This is a genomic window from Nitrospirota bacterium, assembly GCA_040757595.1.
GTDB lineage: Bacteria > Nitrospirota > Nitrospiria > Nitrospirales > Nitrospiraceae > JBFLWP01.
Genome location: JBFLWP010000005.1, coordinates 93,126 through 111,800, shown reverse-complemented (window position 1 = coordinate 111,800; position 18,675 = coordinate 93,126). Strand labels below are relative to the sequence as shown.

Here is an 18,675-nt window from a genome sequence, read left to right as displayed (position 1 = left end):
GTGGAATCGCAGCGAACGGTCGCTCCCATGCTTCCTGCCGACGACGACATCACGAACCGGGTGCTGCAGCTCTCGCCCAGGATCCAGGTGCTGCCGATCCTCCACGGGAGCGGCGACCTGGCCCAGGAAGTGCGCGAGACCCTGATCGCCCGCCGTTGGGACTGCCTGGCCCTGCCCCTGCCTCCCTCGTTTGAGCCGGCCCTCGAGGCGGCCGTCGAGGACCTGCCGCGGATCGGCCTGATCCTCCAACCGGAGGAAGATCGGGAGGGCGCGCCGGTCGTGAATTTCGTCCCAGTGGACCCCTGCCAGGCCGTCATCATGGGCCTGCGCGTCGCCATGGGGGAGGACATCGAACGGGCCTACATTGACCGGGAGGTCGCCTGCTTCGAGCCGACTTCCTTCCCCGCGCCGGACCCCTATGCGCTCAAGCAGGTGCCGCTGGCGGCCTTCGCCTCGGCCATGCTGCCCGGCCTGCCTGCTCCGGCCAGACCCAGCCAGCGGTGGGACCGCCTCGCCTGGATGGCCTTTCGTCTCCACGAACTGGAGCTGGACCACGAGGCCATCCTCTGCCTCTGCCACGTCGCGGACTGGCCCTGGCTGCGGGAGGCCTACCGGGAACGGGCCCCCTACGTCGCGCCTGAGGCAGCCCGGGCCCGTCCCTCCGCCTACCCGGTCGAGCCCTCCACCCTCTATTTCGTCCTCGGAGAGCTGCCGTACCTGACCGAACTCTACGAGAAGCGGCGCGCCGAGCTCCGCTCCGACCGGCACCTCTCGATTGACGGAGTCAAAGAGTTGCTGCTGGAAGCCCGCTCCCGGTGGCTGGCCCAACGGGGCTCCGAAAGCCAGCCGGTCCTGAATTGGGTCACGCCCCAGCTTCTACAGCTCTACCTCCAGTATGTCCGGAACCTGGCGCTGCTGGACCGCCGCCTGACCCCGGATCTCTACAGCCTCGTGCTGGCCGCCAAGCAAACGGCCGGCGATGAATTCGCCATCACCCTGCTGGAGACGGCCAAGTCCTATTCGTTCCAGCCGGACCAGGAGGGCCCCTTGGCCAAGCCGGCCGTCTCTGCCGGGCTCGGAAAGCTGGAACTCCCCGACGGCACGGTCGCCCTGGCCAAGAACCGGCTCCAGGGCCAACCGCTCGTCTGGCGCTCCCTCCCCCTCAAGCCGACGCCGAACCGGACGAGGAGCCGCCGGTGGGCCTACCTCTGGAATCCCTACCGCCAATGTTCCTGGCCCCCGGAGGACGATCGGATCGAAAGCTTCACCCGGCACGTGCGGGAACAGGCCCGGGCGCTCCTTGGAGCCGACCTCGCCCGAGTGGAAAAGTTCACGAGCTCCGTGAAGGACGGCATTGATCTGCGCGAAACCATGAGAAACTGGCACGGGGGAATGAAAGCGATCCGGTCCGCGGCAGGAGCGGCGCCTCGCGCCGGGCCCGGGATCGGGCGGCGCCTCCGCTTCGACATCTACGTGAAGGAGATTCCCCCGGCCAGGGGCACGGTGGAGGTGGTCGCCTTTCTCTTCGAGACGCCAGCCGACCCGGAGGTCTACCCCTGGCGGGCCACCTGGTATGCGGAGCATGAAGAGGAGTCCACCCTCTGCTTCTATGCCAGTCCGTTCCAGGATCAAATGGTCGGGCCCGGCATCGGTCAGTCCCGGTACGGCGGAGCCCTGTTCCTCTACCCGCCCCGCCAGATTCCCAACATCTGGGAGGACGCCCGGCTGGACTTCGCCCAGACGCTGGAAGAACGGCTGATCGCCGGCGCGGCACTCCATTCGCAGGAGCCGCACATCGTCCTGGTCTCCCCGATCCAGCCGAAGGCGATCTGGCGCCGGATCGTCCGGTCCTTCAACCGCCGGCTGATCGTGATCCCGCTCAACCGGTTCTCGGGACAGACCGTGGACCGGCTGCGCCGGTTCCACGTTCTGAACGGCCACGAGATCCGGAGCTACGCGGCGAAGTTCATCAGGGAGGGATGAGGGACCATCGGTTATCAGTTTTAAGTTGTCAGTTTTCAGAGGTCAGCTTGCAAAAGTCCGCTGATTGCTGAAAGCTGACGGCTGCAGGGTAAGGATTTCCGGGCCATGACGACCCAGTCGGCCAAAGACGCCAAGCACCAGATGACCCACGGGGAGGCGCAGAAACGCATCGAGGATCTGCGCGAGGAGATCCGCCGCCACGACTATCTCTACTACGTCAAGGACCGGCCGGAGATCTCCGACGCCGAATATGACCGGCTCTTCCGGGAGCTGGTCCGGCTGGAAGAGACCTTTCCCGATCTCCTGACCCCCGACTCTCCGACCCAGCGGGTCGGGGCCCCGCCGCTCGAAGAGCTCCAGAAGGTCCAGCACGAGCGGTCCATGTTAAGCCTGGACTCGGTGGCGGACCCGGAGGAGGTGCGGGCCTTCGACAAGCGCGTGCGGCGCGAGCTGGGCAAGGAACTGGGGCGCGACATGGAGCGGGAGCCGATCGACTATACGGTGGAGCCCAAGTACGACGGGCTCTCGGTCGAGCTGATCTACGAGAAGGGGCGGTTCGTCCGCGGAGCCACGAGGGGCGACGGCACGACCGGCGAGGACGTGACCGTCAACCTCAGGACCCTCCGATCCCTCCCCTTGCAACTGGGCGCCGGCGACCACCTGCCGGCCCACCTGGCCGTCCGGGGCGAGGTCTACATGAGGCTCCAGGACTTCCAGGCCCTGAACCGCCGCATCACCGAGCGGGGCGAGGAGGCCTTCGCGAACCCGAGGAACGCGGCAGCCGGCTCGTTGCGCCAGCTCGATTCGCGCATCACGGCCGAGCGGCCGCTCGTCGTCACCTGCTACGAGATCATGGCCCAGTCCGGCGCCCAGGCGCCGACCCATTGGGAAGAGCTCGACGCCCTCGAACGGTGGGGCCTGCCGGTTCCGAGCCAGAAACGCCGCTGCAAGGACATCGAAGCGGTGATCGCCTTCCACGCCGAGACCGAGGCGGTTCGCGAGAACCTGCCGTTCGAGATCGACGGGATCGTGGTCAAGGTCAACCGACGGGACTGGCAGGGCGCGCTCGGCGAGAAGTCCCGCAGCCCGCGCTGGGCCATCGCCTTCAAGTTCACGCCGCGCAAGGAGGTCACGGTCATCCAGGACATCGTCGTGTCGGTCGGCCGCACCGGCACCATGACCCCGCTGGCGCTGCTGAAGCCGGTCGAGGTGGGCGGCGTCACGATCAGCCGGGCGACCCTGCACAACGCGGACGAGGTGGCCCGCAAGGACATCCGGGTGGGCGACACGGTCAAGGTCGAGCGGGCCGGGGACGTGATCCCGGCCATCGCGGAGCGAGTCCCCGTGCCGGGCGAGAGGCGGGCCGAGCCCTTCTGCATGCCGGACTCCTGTCCCGTGTGCGGCTCGGCTGTCGCGCGGGAGGGAGCCTACTACTACTGCACGGGCCAGACGTCCTGTCCGGCCCAATTGAAGGGCGCCGTCGAGCACTTCGCCTCCAAGCATGCGCTGGACATCGCCGGTCTGGGCCGGAAGACCGTCGCGCAACTGGTGGACCGGGGGCTGGTCAAGGACCTGGCCGACCTCTATGCCCTGACCAGGGACCAGATCCTGACGCTGGAGGGGTTCGCGGACCGATCCGCCTCCCTCCTCACGGACGCGATCGAGCGGAGCAAGCGGGTCCCGCTCGAACGGTTCCTGATGGGCCTGGGCATCCGTCAGGTCGGGCAGCACATCGCCCGCGTGCTCGCGCGCCGGTTCGGGACCCTGGACGCGATCATGGAAACGGACCGGGCCACCTTCGAGAGCGTCCACGAGATCGGGCCGGAGATCGCCTCCAGCCTGGAATCCTTCTTCCGGGAAGGGCACAACCGGCGGGTGATCCGGAGGCTGATCGAGCTGGGGCTCAGGATCGAACGGCTCCAGCAAGCCGGCCCCGAGGGGCGGCGCCTGGAGGGCAAGACCTTCGTGTTCACCGGCGGCCTCGCCTCGCTCAGCCGGGACGAGGCCAAGCGCCGCGTGGAGGCCCTGGGGGCCAGGGCCACGTCCAGCGTCAGCAAGCACACGGACTACGTGGTGGCCGGCACGGACCCAGGCTCCAAGCTGGAGGAGGCCGGACGGCTCGGAGTCAGGATCCTGACCGAGGCGGAGTTTCTCCGCCTGCTCGGTGAGTCATGAGGAAGCCTCCCCGGAAGAGGAAACCTCCCTCCCGCAGGCCGACCAGCCTCGCCAAGCCTCCGGCTCGCCCGCAGGCGCCGCCGACCGACCGCGTCTCCCTGTTGAATTCCCTGCCCGTCCCGGTCGCCCTGCTGGACCGGAGAGGGATCGTCGTGGCCGTCAACCAGGCTTGGGAACGGCTGGCCTGTGAAATTTCCCACCCGTTCCTACAGGGGGCCGAAGTCGGAACCGACTATCTGGAAGCCTGCCGGCGCTCGCTCAAGGGGCCGGCCGATCACGAACGGGAGGCCCTGGAAGGCATCCGGGCGGTGATGAACGGGCTCCTCCCCTCCTATCGCCTGGACTACGTCTGGCAGGCCAGGGCCGCGACCCGCTGGTTCCTCCTGTCGGCCGTGCCGGAGACGGGCACGGGCGGCGTCCTGCTGTCCCACACGGAGAGGACGGAGCAAAAGCTGACCGAGCGAGCCCACAAGAAAGCCGCGGAGGAAGCGGCGCGGGCGCAGGCGCGCCTCGACACCCTGTACGCCACGATCCCGATCGGGCTCCTGTATGTGACGCCGGACCTCGTGGTGGAGCACGCCAGCCCGCTGATCGCGGAGCTCCACGGATGCCCGGTCGCGGAGCAGATCGGCCGGCGCCTCCCAGACCTCGTCCCGCCCGAACGGTGGGCCAGACTCAAGCCGATCTACAACCAGGTCGGCAGGACCGGCGTGCCGGTCTACGAGTTCGAGGAGGAGCTGCCCGATCCGAAGACGCCGGGCGGAACCCGCTTTCTCCTCTCCGAATACTACCCGGACCGGGGCGAGGACGGGACCATCCGCGGCGTCCAGAGCGTCGTGCAGGACGTCACGGTGCTGAAGCGGGCGCAGCGGGCCCAGGAGCAGCAACTGAAGGAATTGGAGGCGAAGAACCAGGAGCTGGACCAGCTCGCGATCCGCGATCCGCTGACAGGCCAGTACAACCGCCGGTTCTTCGACGAGGTGCTGGCCCGGGAATGGCGGCGGTTTCAGCGAACCGGCGAGGCCTTCACGGTCATCATCATGGACCTGGACGCCTTCAAGGGGATCAACGACGAGTACGGGCACGAGGCCGGCGACCGGGCCCTCCAGAAGGTCGCCACCGCGCTCCGTTCGACCCTCCGGGAAAGCGACCTGGTGGCGCGGATCGGCGGGGACGAGTTCGCCGCCCTCCTGCCGGGAACGGACACGGAGGGCAGCGGGCCGGTCATCGAGAAGCTGCGCGAGGTGGTGGGAAAGCTGCGTCTGGTCACGGCCGCCGGGCCGGTCACGATCTCGCTCAGCTTCGGCGCCGCGACGGTGCCCGGCTTCCCGCCCGTCACCTCGGCCGCCGACCTCCTGCGGGTCGCGGACAAGCGGATGTACGACATGAAGCGGCTGCACTCAGCCGGACAGGCGGACCTCCACTGACTCCTCCGGCGCTTCCACCCGTTCGGCCCGCTCCTCTTTCAGGATCATCACGCTCTTGATGGACCGGGGATCGGCCTCGTGCACGATCAGCCGGCACTGGCCGGCCCGGACCTCCTCCCCCACGGCCGGAATCCGGCCGAGCTGCTCCTGGATCAGGCCGCTGATCGTGTTCGCCTCCTCGTTCAGGCCGACCTTCAGGAACTCGTTGATCCGGCGCACCTCGGTCCGCCCGTGGACCAGGATCTGGTTCTTCCCGATCCGCTTGATCAGCTCCTCGGTGATGTCGGTCTCGTCCATGATCTCCCCGACCACCTCCTCGAGCAGGTCCTCCAGCGTGACCAGGCCCATGACGCCACCGAACTCGTTCACGACGATCGCCATGTGGCGCTTCTCCTGCTGGAATTGCTTCATCAGGTCGTCGGCGGGTTTGCTCCGGGGAACGAAGATGGCCGGGTGGGCGATGGCCTTGAGTTGGACGTCGCAGTGGCCCTGGGCCAGCTCCATCAGCGCCTTGGTCTTGTAGAGGATGCCGGTGATGTTGTCCAGAGTCCCGTCGTAGAGGGGCACGCGGGAGTACTTGGACGCGAAGAGCCGCTCCTGCGCGTCCTTGAGCTTGAGGCTCCCGTCCAGCGCGAAGACGTAGATGCGGGGGGTCATCACGTCCTCCGCCATGATGTCGTTCAGGTGGAAGACGTTCTTGATCATCTTGACCTCTTCGGTCTCGATCACCCCCGCCTTCCCCCCGACGTCCAGCATGATCTTGAGCTCCTCTTCGGTCACGAACGGGACCGTCAGGCCCTTGCCCCCCGTCAGCTTGGCGATCATCGGTTCCAGCACGAAGAGGACCGGCGACAGGAGTTGCTCGATCCAGTAGACCGGATAGGCCATGGTGAGCACGATCGGGATCGAGTGTTTGGCCGCGAGGGTCTTGGGCACGATGTCGCCGAAGATGAGGATGAGAAAGGTCAGGATGCCCGTGGCAATCGCCACGGCCTCCGAGCCGAAGTACCGGATCGTCAGGATCGTCGCGAACGAGGCGGCCCCGATGTTGACCAAGTTGTCCCCGATCATGATCGTCGAGAGAAGCCGCTGCGGGTTGGACCGGAGAAAGAGGGCCGTGGCCGCACGCTTGCCCCCCTGCTCGGCCAGGGCCCGGAGCCTGGTCTCGTTGACCGAGAAAAAGCCGATCTCGGCTGCCGAGATCACGGCAGACAGAAAAATCAGGGTGAAGAGGATCAGAAACTCCATAAAGTTCCGTTTACGGGAGAACGACCAAGGAGGAAAGGCTGGGCCGAGGCCCGGTCTTCCTCCGGCCGGCGGAAAGGGCGGAAACAGGGGAACTGAGGGGTGGAACGACCGACTGGGATCCTATGGGCCCACCGTCATCCATGGGGCCATAGTTGTACCATAGGTTCCGAATCCAATCAATGCCGATAGTTAAAAGTTAAATAAAAACAATTGGATATGAAAATTTTCAGGTGTCGTCCCGGAGCACCAGGGGGTCTAGGTCGAGAAGGGAACCCAGCCTCCTGGCCACCCCCTCGGCCTGGCTCTCGGAGGTGAACTGCCCGACCAGCACCCGGTAGCGTCTCCCGGACGGCAGCTCCACCTCCATGATCCGCACGTCCGGATACTGGTCCTTGAGCCTGGCCGCCAGCCCCTGGGCGTTGGCCCGTTCCGCGAAGGAGCCAACCTGGACCCGCAGGTAACCCATCGCGCCGGGCCGGCCCTCGTATCGGATGACACGCAGTTCCACCTCGTCGGTGCCTGGCCCGGTCAGGCCAAGAGCCTGGGCCGCGGCAAAGGAGAGGTCGAGGATCCGCCCCTTGGCGAAGGGACCCCGGTCGTTGATCCGGACCGTGACGGTCCGGCCGTTGGAGAGGGTGCGGACGACTGCGACGGAGCCCAGGGGCAGGGTCCGGTGGGCCGCGGTCAACTGGTGCATGTTGTACCGCTCCCCGCTGGCGGTCTTGTTTCCGTGGAACCCAGGTCCGTACCAGGAGGCGACGCCCCGTTCCACATAGCCGATCGGGTAACCGGCCGGATAGGGGGCTCGGGCGGCTGGGCGGCCGGCGCAGCCGTGGACCAGCCAGAGGAGGACTGGAAAGAGAAGGACGAGGAGGCTGCTGGTTCCCCGGCGGGACATCATCCTTAAATCTCGTCGAGCGACTGGTCCCGCAGAACCGCCAGCGCCTTGTCCGTGTCGGAAACGGTCATGATCACGATCGCGCGCCGGCCCTCGCGGGACGGGGTCAGGTAGGCACATTCGATGTTGATCCTGGCCTGCTTCAGGTGCTGGGCTACCTCGCTCAGGGCGCCGGGCTTGTTCTCCAGACTCAAGACCAGGGCCGGCTCCTCGCGGAACTCGATCTGTTCCGCCTTGAACACGGCCCGGGCCTTCTCCAGATGGTCCACGATCAGCCGTAGCTGCCCCTTGCCGCTCTGGGTCACTTCCGGCGCCGAGAAGGCCTTGATGTTCACCCCGGCCGCCCCAAGCGTCGCGGCCACCTTCGCCAGAATGCCCGGCTTGCTCTCCTCGCTGATCACGATCTGCGTCGTCTTCGGCATCGTCTTCTCTCCGCTTTCCCAGGCCGCCCTCTAGCCTCTAGCCCCTCGCCTCGTGCCTGTATCCGTACAGCCACCTGGCGGTCGTGCCGCCCACGTTCCGCACCGAATGGGTCACACGGGCCGGGATGAAGACCTCCTCCCCCACCTTCGGCCGGAACGTCCGGCCTTGCATTTCCAGCTCCAGCTCCCCTTCCAGGACCATCAGCAACTCATCCACCCCGTGGACATAATCCTCCCAGACCTGTCCCGGCGGATCGGTCCAAAGCCCGCAACTGAACCCGCGGGTCCGCCAGTCCCGTTCCACTTGTGCCCGATCCGGATTCATTGCAGGGCTGATTCTGAGAGCTCACCGCCAGCAAGGACATGGTAGCCAGATTACTCAGGTCTTGGCAACTGATCATGCGAACTTCCAAGTCTGCCGGCATATTTAAACTCGCCTCAGCCAATAACACACACACACACAAGGGAGACTTCGCGCTGGATCCGATCCTTTCTGAACTCTTCCTCCGCAGAACCAGCAAGTCTGTTAAACTTGGCGAGTGCGGAAGCGAAGGAAGAGTCTTCGTCGAATTCTTCCCTTCCGTATGGTTCGCTCTCCAGCACCACTTTCCACGTCCTCCTCATGACCTTTGTCTTTCTTCCCATCGCAAAATCCTTTCGTCGGGGGACCACCGGCCTCTCTTAGGGGCATGCCTTATGGAACCCATCTCCTAATTTCTCGACTCCTCCTGAGGTATTCAATACGTGGGCGGTCACCAATTGCAGGTGGTAGTAGTATCAGAGGTCGCAGGGCTTCTACAAAACTATCTAATCCACCATCGTGTCCTATACTCGTAAGCCGGTCTTTTTCTCTGTTGCTTACGACGACTCTGTAGGTGTCGGAGACATCGAGGACGGATCTGTCATACGCTTTATGGTGAAGCGCACATAGTGCTAGGCCATTACAGGTCTCATCCGTGCTGTTGGGAGCTCTAACAGGGACGATGTGCGCGGCCTCTACGAGATCCATCTGCAGCCCACACATCGCGCAACGATGCGAGTAACTTGTAAGAACACGGTCTTGAAACGAGGTGTCCCGGAGATTTCGAAGAACAGAGGCGATAGCCTTCCTACGTGCTGCTGTTACATTCTCTAAATCCGAATCGTTAACGACCAGGGGATTTTCAGCAACCGCCCTAAGAGCGTCGAGATCAGTTCTGACCCTGCCAGCATCGTGCAGGTCCTCCAAAGAACGCACATACTCACAAAAAAGGCTCGGCTTAAAGGCGATGGCAACTTCCCTATTTCCTTTGTCGCAGGGCGAAAAGCCCCTCTCATAGGCCTCTCGAAGGAAAGATTCCCTTATCTGGATCGACGGCGATGCGCCGAGCGGACCGGAGTGCTTCCTGTAGTCGAACCCGGCAAACACATCAGCTTCAGCCCACCATCCGAGAATGAGCGTCTTTCCATAGGGTTCGCGCTCAAACCGAGTGATGCCCGTGATCTGGATTCTATACTCATCTGGCGGTCGTGCAGGGCCACCACCATGGGTCAGATTCCAGATATAGACTCGAAATGTGTATGCCTCGCTGTCTCGGTAGATTCGAATGCGAAAGGGATGGCCGGGGGTTAAGACGATGAACTGCCAACCGCACAACCTGATCGCAGCAAGTACTTTTTCCAGCAGTTCAGGCTTCCTCAGCCGAGGCATCAGACTGCGATCTCACACGAGGTTCACGAGGAGGACAAAAGAGGGAACAGACCATTGGGCGACTCAAAGCGGAACTGACTTGCAAAAAGGTAGTCCTCGCGAAGCTCAAAGGCAATCCACTTCCGTTTAAGCCTCTCTGCAACCCAACCTGTGGTGTTCGATCCTGCAAAAGGGTCAAGCACAACATCAAAGGCATCGGTGGTTAGCTTAACAAAGAATTCCGGGAACCCAGCCGGGAATCTCGCTGGATGTGGCTTCACGCCATTCTCTTTGCAACTGCGCAAGTAGGAACTATTCGACTCTGTGTTCGCAAGCTCTAGAAGGTTTGGAGGAATAGCTCCCTGGTTGTCCTTCAAAAACTTTGTTGAAATGTCATGACCGCTTGGTCGTAACTTGGCTTTGTAACCGTTACGGAGAAGATGCTTCATGCTGTCACCATAGGGCCGCAAGACCTTGCGATTATCAGCTTTAGGGGCCCTTCCTTTCGACAACCACCACACGACGTTGACGCTGTCTTTTACGCGCACACGTCGCACATTAACCCACTCGGCAGGAGCTGGAAGCCTGGCAGGATTATAGTGAAACATCTCCTGAGCCAGGTAGAACCCGACTTCCTTGCAGAGGCGAATCAACAACTCGTACTGATAAATCGTACGTACGGGGAATCCGGGCAGATAAGCTCCCCCAAGATCAAGCACAAAAGAACCATCTTCACTGAGAACTCTGCGAAACTCCTTTGCGAATTCCACAAACCATTCCACGTATTCATCAGCCGAGAAATTTCCATATTCTTTCTTCCGAGTTAGCGCAAACGGCGGCGAGGTCAGAATCAGGTTTACAGAGTTATCAGGAACCTTGCGGACAAGCTCCAGCGCGTTCCCAAGGTACGCTGTTCCTAGTTCTGTACGATAATATGGTTTTGGGAGATGACTGAAGGCTGGAAGAGTGGTCAATCCTCCTTCACTGCACATCCAGAAACTGCGTGGATTATTGCGCAGGCTGACGCGCTGGACGCACTTGTTGCGTCTAGGGTCACTTTCTATCTTTCCACTTCGCTTCACAGTGTCCTGCACCAAATGCGCGGAAGCTATTCTACCCATACTCCTACCCTAGGTCGAGAAGGGGGATACAGATAACCAGCATCCCCCACTATCGCCCGTGCGCTGGACGATTAGATATGCTCAGTGCCTCCTACCAGGTCTTTGGCTGAGGGCACTGCCAGCAGCGGACTTGGCGGCTTTACTGGCTCTGGGATTCCGCAGAATCCTGGCCGCCTTGCTGGCAGCAGCAGCGCTCGTCACCTTCCGGTGAGCCATGGGGTCTCACCTCCTTCTCCTCCCAAATACTCAAGATACCGGCCTAACCATGTCACCAACCATCTTTCTACCCAATAGCCCAGTCAAAAAGACGACGGTGCGGATCGCAAACAAACGGTCGGCCGGCATCCCCCCCTGGACTGGCGCGAGCGCTGTTTCCGGCCGCCCTACTTCACGAGGCGGCGGGCGATCCGGCGCGGCATCTTCTGCCGCATGAGCAGGCAGAAGGGGTTGTAGGGGCGCGAGCCCGCCTTGCGGGGCGCCCTGGGCCTGCCGCACCAGTTTTTCCGCTCACGAAATCTGCAGCGCATCGTTCACCAGGGTGTATTCGTAGATGCCGTTGAGCTGGATCCCGGCCCGCACCCCCAGCACCTGGGCCACCGTCCGGTAGCCCTTGGGGACGAACAGGTAGAAGGGCACGTTCAGGGCCGCATAGTCCTTGAGCCGCTCCCGCGCGCCCGGCTGGGAGAGGGACTGTTCGGTCTCCACCTCGGCGATCCACTCGACCTCGTTGTTCTGGTCCGGCCGGAACCGCCAGCCGACGATGTCCGGGTACTTCCGCCGCTCCCCGACCAGCCCGTTCGGCGGGGCGCCGATGTTGACCGTGATCCGGGACTCCACCGCCTTGGCCCAGCGCTGCGCGACCAGGCTCACGATGTAGTCGTGGGGCGATTGCCTGGGAACTTCACGTACAACCGTGCTCATCGTCCTCTCCTCCGACTTCACGAACAGCCGCTGGTCGCCCCGCAGCCCATGCACTTGAGGCAGGTGCCGTTGCGGACCAGCTTGAACTCCTTGCACTCAGGACAGGGGTCGCCCTCGTAGCCCTTGAGCCGCGCCCGCTGGATTTCGGTCGTGTAGGTCAGCGTCTCGCGCCGGACTTCGAGCGCCACGCCGCCGTTGCCGTGGCCGTTGCCCTGTCCGTTGGCCCCGGGGCTCGTGCCGTTCCCCTGCCGCGCCGGCATGAGGGGCGCGATCCCGGCCGGCTCCAGATCGTGCACGTCCACCGGCTCGCTGTCCTCGCAGACCGGCTCGTCCTTCTTCACCGTGTCCATGCGGAGGTCGTCGGGCTGGACCTGCGCCAGGTCGCTCCGGCCCAGGTACGTGATCGCCAGCTCGCGGAACACGTAATCAATGATCGAGGTGGACATCTTGATCCGGTCGTTCAATTTGACCGGCCCGTTCGGCTCGAAGCGCGTGAACAGGAAGGCCTCGACGAACTCCTCCAGCGGGACCCCGTGCTGGAGCCCGAGCGAGATCGCGATCGCGAAGCAGTTCCCTGTGACCACGCCGCCTTCCAGCAAGAAGGTCTTTGTCTCCGGCTCCACCACGCAGAACGCATTGCCGACCTCCCCCCTGTCAATGATTTCCGTCACTCGATACCCCATTGTCCCTGGCCGCATCGTGATGCGATGCAGCGGGGCCTTGCGTGAACCGTAATTCGTATCGGCGTCGTTCACGCTGTAGCCTACGACTGTGTACCCATAAAACGGTGCCCGCGCCAGCAACCATTCGGCAGCCTCTTGGTTCTGGGTGCAGAGGAGGATGCTATCGTATTTGCCCTTGCCACCATCTGCCGCGATCCAGCCTTGAATGAACGACGTGATGTAGTCGTGCCCGACCTTGGAGTCATCCGGTAGGGCTTTCAGATTCGCGTCGCGGATGAAGGTCAAGCGGGCATTGCCCCCCATAGACGGAGGATAACTGACACAATCTGCCTGGCGCTTCAGGCGCTCGAAGTGCTTGTGGTCTTTGTCGCCACAGAGCTGCAACATGTGACGTTCCGGGTAATAGGTGTGGCGCCATCCATCACCGAACACAAAGCCATGCATAAACCCTTCGTCGTTAGTATCTTCTATGGGCACTTCGGCCATGGCTGCCAAGACATCGCCCACTCGAAGCTGTGTCGTGACCGTTCCGTCTGCGAGTATCCAACGATGGTCGCGCGTAGCCTTAAACACGCGTCGGAAGCCCGTGCTTCGGCCATCAACGGGCTTGAGGACTACCTCCACAAAGTTCTGCTGGCCAAAATGCTCAACCTTGGCATGGCGTTGCTTGCCATCGGCACATGTGACGAGTACCTCTTCCCCAACAGCGTCCTGGAGTGCCACTAACTGGTTCTTGTGGAAGAATCGTGTTTCCCCGTGAAAGCAGTTCATCAGGCTCCGGAAGGCCGCCCCCTCCTTGTGCATGTCGAGAAAGATCTCCCCCAGCGTGCCGTCGGCGTACTCGCCGGTGCGGAGGTATATCTTGTGGCCGCCCACGATCGCCTTCTGGGTGTACCCCACCCGCCGCTCCGGCATCCGCCGGCGCTTGGCCAGGAACCGCACCAGGACCTTCTCGGTCACCTTCTCGGCCGTGGCCAGCACGTCCCCGGCCACGACCGCCTCCGCCAGCGCCCCCGAATCGGAGGAGGCGTTCAGCGGCTGGCTCAGCTTGGACCCGTCGCGGTAGAGGGCCACGGCCTTGACCATCAGCCGCCAGGAGAGCAGGTAGGCTGCCTTGACGTCCTCCACGGTCGCCTCGGCGGGCATGTTGATCGTCTTGCTGATCGCCCCGCTGATGAAGGGCTGGGCCGCCGCCATCATGCGGATGTGCGCGTCCACCGGGATGAACCGCTTGCCGGTCCGGCCGCAGCGGTTGGCGCAGTCAAAGACCGGCAGGTGCTCCGGCAGGAGGTGCGGCGCCCCCTCCACCGTCATCGTCCCGCAGCAGTAGTCGTTGGCCGCGAGGATCTGCTCCTGGGTGAAGCCCAGGGCCTTGAGCATGGTGAAGGCCGGGTCGTTGAGCTGCGCGTCGGTGAAGCCGAGCTTCTCCCGGCAGAAGGCCTCCCCCAGCGTCCACTTGTTGAACGCGAACTGGATCTCGAAGGCCTGGCCCAGCGCCGCCTCCAGCCGGTCCAGCGCGGCCCCGTCGAAGCCCTTGGCCTGCAGCGACTCGTGGTTGATGAAGGGCGCGCCGTTGAGCGTCCCGCGCCCCGTGCAGTAGGTCACGATGTCCTGGATCTGCGCCTCGCTGTAGCCCAGCGTGGCCAGCGCGGGCGGCAGGCTCTGGTTGATGATCTTGAAATAGCCGCCGCCGGCCAGCTTCTTGAACTTCACGAGCGCGAAGTCCGGCTCGATGCCGGTCGTGTCGCAGTCCATCACGAGCCCGATCGTCCCGGTCGGCGCGATGCACGTCACCTGCGCGTTGCGGAACCCGTAGGCCGATCCCAGCTCCACCGCCCGGTCCCAGGCCCGCCTGGCCCCCAGCAGCAGGTCCGGCGGACAGTGCTCCGCCTGGATGCCCTGCGGCGTGATCGTGAGCCCCTCGTACTCCTCCGGCATCGCGTTGTAGGCGGCCCGCCGGTGGTTGCGGATCACCCGCAGCATGGGCTCCCGGTTCTTCTTGTACCCTTCGAAGGGACCCAATTCCGCCGCCATCTCCGCCGAGGTCGCATAGGACTCCCCGGTCAGGATCGCGGTGAGCGCCCCGCAGATGGCCCGCGCCCTCGGCGAGTCGTAGGGGATGCCGAGCCGCATGAGGATCGTGCCCAGGTTCGCATAGCCCAGCCCCAGCGTGCGGAAGACGTAGCTCTTCTCCGCGATCGCCTTGCTCGGGAAGGAGGCCATCAGCACGCTGATCTCCAGCACGATCGTCCAGAGCCGCACCGCGTGGCGGAAGTCCTCGAGCAGGAACTGCCCGTCCTCCGTGTAGAACTCGCCCAGGTTGAGACTCGCCAGGTTGCAGTTATGAACGATCAAGCCCTCGGCGATCAGGGAATGGGTCACCGGCTCAGAGACGTCGTAGACGTCCTCGATCCCTTCCTGGACGATGTCCACCACTCGAGCCCGCCGTCCTTCGTTCACGTTCCCGCGCCAGGGCTGCTCGGCAACGGTCATCGCCTCCTTGGCCTTTCTTGGGGACAGCGGGAACCCGATGAGATGGCAGAACTTGTACGCCTGGTATCCGTAGATCCGGAGTTGGCCTTGGGCATTTTTCCGGCTCGCCGGATGATACCAGCCGATATAGGACCGGATACCGAAGTCCGCGAGGAGGACCTGCACATCGCGCAGCAGCTCGCGTGAACTGGACGCCAGGTGGACGGAGAAGAACGAAGCATCCGGAGTCTCCTTGACGTCCACACAGCCATCGGCGCTGAACAGGGCGCCGATGAAAGCGGCCTGCACAGCCTTGGGGGCCGTGAAGAGGGGGTCGGGCACCCGCTTGGAGATCGCCGTGGCGGGCTTCATTCCGAGCGACTTCAGGTACCCCGCGACTGTCTTGGCGGTCGTTCCGATCTGGCAGACACCGTCCTTCTGTTCATGAATATGGATGCCGCGCTCCTGGCCTCCATGCTCGCGGTGGAGCCGCTGGAAGTAAGTTCCAAGCCGCTCGCGCGCATGAACGTCCTCCGGGCCAAAGACCAGATGCGCGCCGGACTCCTCGGTGAAGACCCCGTCCCCCAGCAGCCATCCGAGGAAAAGCGCGCGCTCAATCTCAGCCTCCCCGCATGCCCCGAAATCGATCGGGGCCGACTCGCGCTGCATTTCGATGGCATCCTCGTTGATGACGAGATGGCGGACCTCTTTCCAGCCATTTTCGGTAAGCACTCGATGGTCGTCCGTGAGCCGCAACTCCTGGCCAGTCGAGAGCTTGACTCGATAAACTTGCTTGCGACCTGTTTTGACGACGATGGCCGGATGGTACGCCAGCTGGCGGTGGTCAGCCGCTTCGGTCGCCAGCTCAGTCTTGATAAAGATCGCCTCACCTTCCTGCTGGCGACGGTACAACTCGGCGACCGGTACAAGCCCCTCGCGCGTCGCGATCCGCATGTCTCCAGCCAGACACGCCGTGTCGTCCAGGAACATGTACTCGGAGCAGTTATGAACGACGAGACCTGCGGCAACGAAGTGGCGCGTGGCCTCCTCGGCCAGGTCGAAGACTTCCTCTTCGCCGGCCGACTCCACCGACGCCACCGCATCCGTGAACTCGTCCCGATAGGCCCCGACCTCGGCGTTCAGCTTCGCCAACGCGGCCGACTTGGGGCTCTCCGGGTGGAACCCGATCTCGCGCTCGAACAGAAAACGCGAGGAGCGGCTGATGCGGAGTGAATGGACCTCCTGAACCGGATAGGCTTTGGTCCCGCCTTTCCCGTCAGGCAGGACCGAGGCGCCTTCCCCGCCTCTCCTGTTCTCGTACAACTTGGACTTGATCCCGAACGAAAGGAGCAGCAGTTGGACCTGCCGGAGCAACTCCAGCGAGGTAGAGTGCAGGGAGACGTCCTGGGACTTCTCGCCGTAATTGGCGACGGTCCCGTCCGCCGTGAAGAGCCCACGTAGTAGCGGTGCGAGGGTTGGCTTATCCAGGTCGAAGACTGCCTGCGTGAAACGCTTGTTTTCCGATCCCTCGTCCAGAACCGCGAACTGGCGGAACAGGTCCACCACGGGGCGAGAACCGAAGGAGAGCCTGGCACCGGTCGCGCTCCGCGTCACATGCACCCCGTCGTTGCGCCCGCCCGACCCGACAGCCTTGAGCGCGGCTTTCTGGAGGTTGACCGCCCCGGCGATCGAGGCCAGCACAGCGGACTCGTTGGGATGCATCGTCAGGATGACGTTCTCTTCCTCGTGCCCACGGATGACGGAGCGGGTGAGACATCCGTCCCCGACCGCCACGCCGATTCCGAGCGCCAGGTCGGCTGGCATCGTACGGCGGCCGAATCCGGGTCCCTGGAGGAACAGCCGGTCTTCGGTCGTCAGATCGCTGACCGGCACGTCGCCACGGTCCACGGTCAGGACCAGGTGATCGCCGGTGATCCGCACCCGATAGCCGGATCGGGTCGTAAGCGTGAAGACCGGCTTCCGGCCAGTGGGGAACACCCTGGTCACCAGGTGGGGCTGGCCGTCGGCTCCGATGATCCGGGCCGTCTTGCCCACCAACTCGTCGATCCGCCGCCACCCTTCGGCCGTGGCCACCAGCGTATCGCCGGTTACGCAGGGATTCGACGCGTTGATCCGGCCGTCCTCCGGGCAGGTGTGCCACTCGTTGATCGTGGTGTCGTACTGCAGGCCCGGGTCCGCGCAGAGCCAGGCGGCCCAGGCGATCTGATCCCAGAGGTCGCGGGCCTTGACCCTCTTGGCGACCTTGCCGTCCGTCCGGCGCCTGAGCTCCCAGTCCCCGTCCTTCTCCAGGGCCTCGAAGAACCCGTCCGGGACGCGGATGCTGTTGTTGGAGTTCTGGCCGGAGACGGTCTGGTAGGCCCTGCCCTCGAAGTTCGTGTCGTACTCGTGGAAGACGAAGTGGGTGAACCCCTCGTGCGCGTAGGCGAACATCCGCTGGATGTAGGCCTCCGGCACCGCCGACTGTCTGGCGGCATGGATCGCCTGCTTCAAGCCGGGGTTCCGCTCAGGATCGGTCTCGACCCTCGCGCCGCCGTTCCCGTCCGAAACGTGACAGGCCTTCAGCACCTCGTTGAGCCGCTTCGCGCAGATCTTGGAGCCGGTGACCATGGCGGCCACCTTCTGCTCCTCGATCACCTTCCAGTTGATGAACTCCTCCACGTCCGGATGGTCCAGGTCCAGGCAGACCATCTTGGCCGCGCGCCTCGTGGTGCCGCCGGACTTGATCGCCCCGGCGGCCCGGTCGCCGATCTTGAGGAAGGACATGAGGCCCGAGGACTTGCCCCCGCCGGAGAGGGGCTCGTTCTCCCCGCGCAGCCGCGAGAAGTTGGTCCCGGTGCCGGATCCGTACTTGAACAGCCGCGCCTCCCGCACCCAGAGGTCCATGATCCCGTTCTCGTTGACGAGGTCGTCCGCGATGGACTGGATAAAGCAGGCGTGGGGCTGAGGATGCTCGAAGGCGTTGGAGGCCTTGACCATCTTCTTCGTCTTCGGGTCCACGTAGTAGTGGCCCTGGGCCGGGCCGGAGAGGCCGTAGGCATGGTGCAGGCCCGTATTGAACCACTGGGGGGAGTTGGGTGCCGCCATCTGCCTGGCCAGCATGTGGCAGAGCTCGTCGTAGAAGGCGGCGGCGTCCTCCTCCGTCTTGAAGTAGCCGTGGCTCTTGCCCCAGTGGGTCCAGCAGCCGGCCAGCCGATCGAAGACCTGCCGCGCGTCCCGCTCCCCTCCGAGCACCGGCTTGCCGTCGGAGCCGACGAGCGGCTTGCCGTCCGGGCCAACCTGGGGGACCCCGGCCTTGCGGAAATACTTCTGCGCCAGGATGTCAACCGCCAACTGGGACCAGTGCTCCGGAACCGCGATGTCATCCAGCCTGAAGACGACCGAGCCATCGGGATTCCTGATCTCCGAGGAGCGTTTCACGAAGCTGATGCCGGCATAGGGGCCCTGCCCCTTCTGCGTGAAGCGGCGCTCAATCCTCACGTCATCTCCCTCCTGCTGGTTGGCACAAAAAAGAAAAAGCGAACACCGACTGTCCGCAATCCCCGCTCATAGACTGTTGGATGGTTCGTTGTCTGACTGCCCGACGTGCATGTCCTGAGGATCAGATTGGGCCATCTGAGAGCCTCTCGAACCGGTGC

The 18,675-nt window shown here is 63.9% G+C and carries 12 protein-coding genes; 3 read left to right on the top strand and 9 right to left on the bottom strand.

Annotation, left to right across the window (positions count from 1 at the left end):
• Positions 1-27: 27 nt before the first annotated feature.
• From AB1411_06880 to AB1411_06870, 3 genes are all read left to right on the top strand, one after another.
• On the top strand, positions 28-1,983 hold the full coding sequence (locus tag AB1411_06880; protein ID MEW6543321.1) for a hypothetical protein: 1,956 nt from the start codon (positions 28-30) through the stop codon (positions 1,981-1,983).
• Between the two features lie 141 nt (positions 1,984-2,124).
• A complete protein-coding gene (ligA, locus tag AB1411_06875) occupies positions 2,125-4,158 on the top strand; it encodes an NAD-dependent DNA ligase LigA (protein MEW6543320.1) in 2,034 nt (677 codons plus the stop codon).
• The gene (locus AB1411_06870) at positions 4,155-5,585 is read left to right on the top strand and encodes a diguanylate cyclase (GenBank protein ID MEW6543319.1); all 1,431 of its coding nucleotides are present in this window, start codon (positions 4,155-4,157) and stop codon (positions 5,583-5,585) included. Before ligA ends, AB1411_06870 begins: the two co-directional genes overlap by 4 nt.
• Here the strand turns inward: AB1411_06870 and AB1411_06865 are convergent.
• The 9 genes from AB1411_06865 to AB1411_06825 all read right to left on the bottom strand — a co-directional run bounded on the left by AB1411_06865 (position 5,559) and on the right by AB1411_06825 (position 18,517).
• Positions 5,559-6,833, bottom strand: coding sequence for a hemolysin family protein (locus tag AB1411_06865; GenBank protein MEW6543318.1), 1,275 nt, complete (start codon positions 6,831-6,833; stop codon positions 5,559-5,561). The two genes, AB1411_06870 and AB1411_06865, sit on opposite strands and share 27 nt — an antisense overlap.
• 226 nt (positions 6,834-7,059) lie before the next feature.
• Complete coding sequence (locus AB1411_06860; GenBank protein ID MEW6543317.1) at positions 7,060-7,734, bottom strand: septal ring lytic transglycosylase RlpA family protein; 675 nt, start codon at positions 7,732-7,734, stop codon at positions 7,060-7,062.
• A 2-nt stretch (positions 7,735-7,736) separates the two neighbouring features.
• Entirely contained in the window at positions 7,737-8,153 is a 417-nt protein-coding gene (locus AB1411_06855; protein MEW6543316.1) for a hypothetical protein, read from the bottom strand.
• 37 nt (positions 8,154-8,190) lie between these two features.
• Positions 8,191-8,478 carry a cupin domain-containing protein gene (locus AB1411_06850; GenBank protein ID MEW6543315.1) on the bottom strand — a complete coding sequence of 96 codons (288 nt, stop codon included), beginning with the start codon at positions 8,476-8,478 and terminating at the stop codon, positions 8,191-8,193.
• Positions 8,479-8,591: 113 nt separating this feature from the next.
• Positions 8,592-8,798 carry a hypothetical protein gene (locus AB1411_06845; GenBank protein MEW6543314.1) on the bottom strand — a complete coding sequence of 69 codons (207 nt, stop codon included), beginning with the start codon at positions 8,796-8,798 and terminating at the stop codon, positions 8,592-8,594.
• Positions 8,799-8,847: 49 nt separating this feature from the next.
• Positions 8,848-9,843 carry an HNH endonuclease gene (locus tag AB1411_06840; protein MEW6543313.1) on the bottom strand — a complete coding sequence of 332 codons (996 nt, stop codon included), beginning with the start codon at positions 9,841-9,843 and terminating at the stop codon, positions 8,848-8,850.
• 23 nt (positions 9,844-9,866) lie between these two features.
• Positions 9,867-10,943: a site-specific DNA-methyltransferase gene (locus AB1411_06835; GenBank protein MEW6543312.1), complete on the bottom strand. Its 1,077-nt coding sequence runs from the start codon at positions 10,941-10,943 to the stop codon at positions 9,867-9,869.
• 507 nt (positions 10,944-11,450) lie between these two features.
• Entirely contained in the window at positions 11,451-11,864 is a 414-nt protein-coding gene (locus AB1411_06830; protein MEW6543311.1) for a hypothetical protein, read from the bottom strand.
• Between the two features lie 17 nt (positions 11,865-11,881).
• Positions 11,882-18,517, bottom strand: coding sequence for an LAGLIDADG family homing endonuclease (locus AB1411_06825; GenBank protein MEW6543310.1), 6,636 nt, complete (start codon positions 18,515-18,517; stop codon positions 11,882-11,884).
• Positions 18,518-18,675 lie beyond the last annotated feature (158 nt).

What these genes read in the sequence shown, in the direction of transcription:
- AB1411_06850 (MEW6543315.1), bottom strand. Translation starts at nt 8,478, where the DNA reads ATGAATCCGGATCGGGCACAAGTGGAACGGGACTGGCGGACCCGCGGG.
- AB1411_06835 (MEW6543312.1), bottom strand. Translation starts at nt 10,943, where the DNA reads ATGGGTAGAATAGCTTCCGCGCATTTGGTGCAGGACACTGTGAAGCGA.
- AB1411_06870 (MEW6543319.1), top strand. Translation starts at nt 4,155, where the DNA reads ATGAGGAAGCCTCCCCGGAAGAGGAAACCTCCCTCCCGCAGGCCGACC.
- AB1411_06855 (MEW6543316.1), bottom strand. Translation starts at nt 8,153, where the DNA reads ATGCCGAAGACGACGCAGATCGTGATCAGCGAGGAGAGCAAGCCGGGC.
- AB1411_06845 (MEW6543314.1), bottom strand. Translation starts at nt 8,798, where the DNA reads ATGGGAAGAAAGACAAAGGTCATGAGGAGGACGTGGAAAGTGGTGCTG.
- AB1411_06865 (MEW6543318.1), bottom strand. Translation starts at nt 6,833, where the DNA reads ATGGAGTTTCTGATCCTCTTCACCCTGATTTTTCTGTCTGCCGTGATC.
- ligA (MEW6543320.1), top strand. Translation starts at nt 2,125, where the DNA reads ATGACCCACGGGGAGGCGCAGAAACGCATCGAGGATCTGCGCGAGGAG.
- AB1411_06830 (MEW6543311.1), bottom strand. Translation starts at nt 11,864, where the DNA reads ATGAGCACGGTTGTACGTGAAGTTCCCAGGCAATCGCCCCACGACTAC.
- AB1411_06860 (MEW6543317.1), bottom strand. Translation starts at nt 7,734, where the DNA reads ATGATGTCCCGCCGGGGAACCAGCAGCCTCCTCGTCCTTCTCTTTCCA.
- AB1411_06880 (MEW6543321.1), top strand. Translation starts at nt 28, where the DNA reads ATGCTTCCTGCCGACGACGACATCACGAACCGGGTGCTGCAGCTCTCG.
- AB1411_06840 (MEW6543313.1), bottom strand. Translation starts at nt 9,843, where the DNA reads ATGCCTCGGCTGAGGAAGCCTGAACTGCTGGAAAAAGTACTTGCTGCG.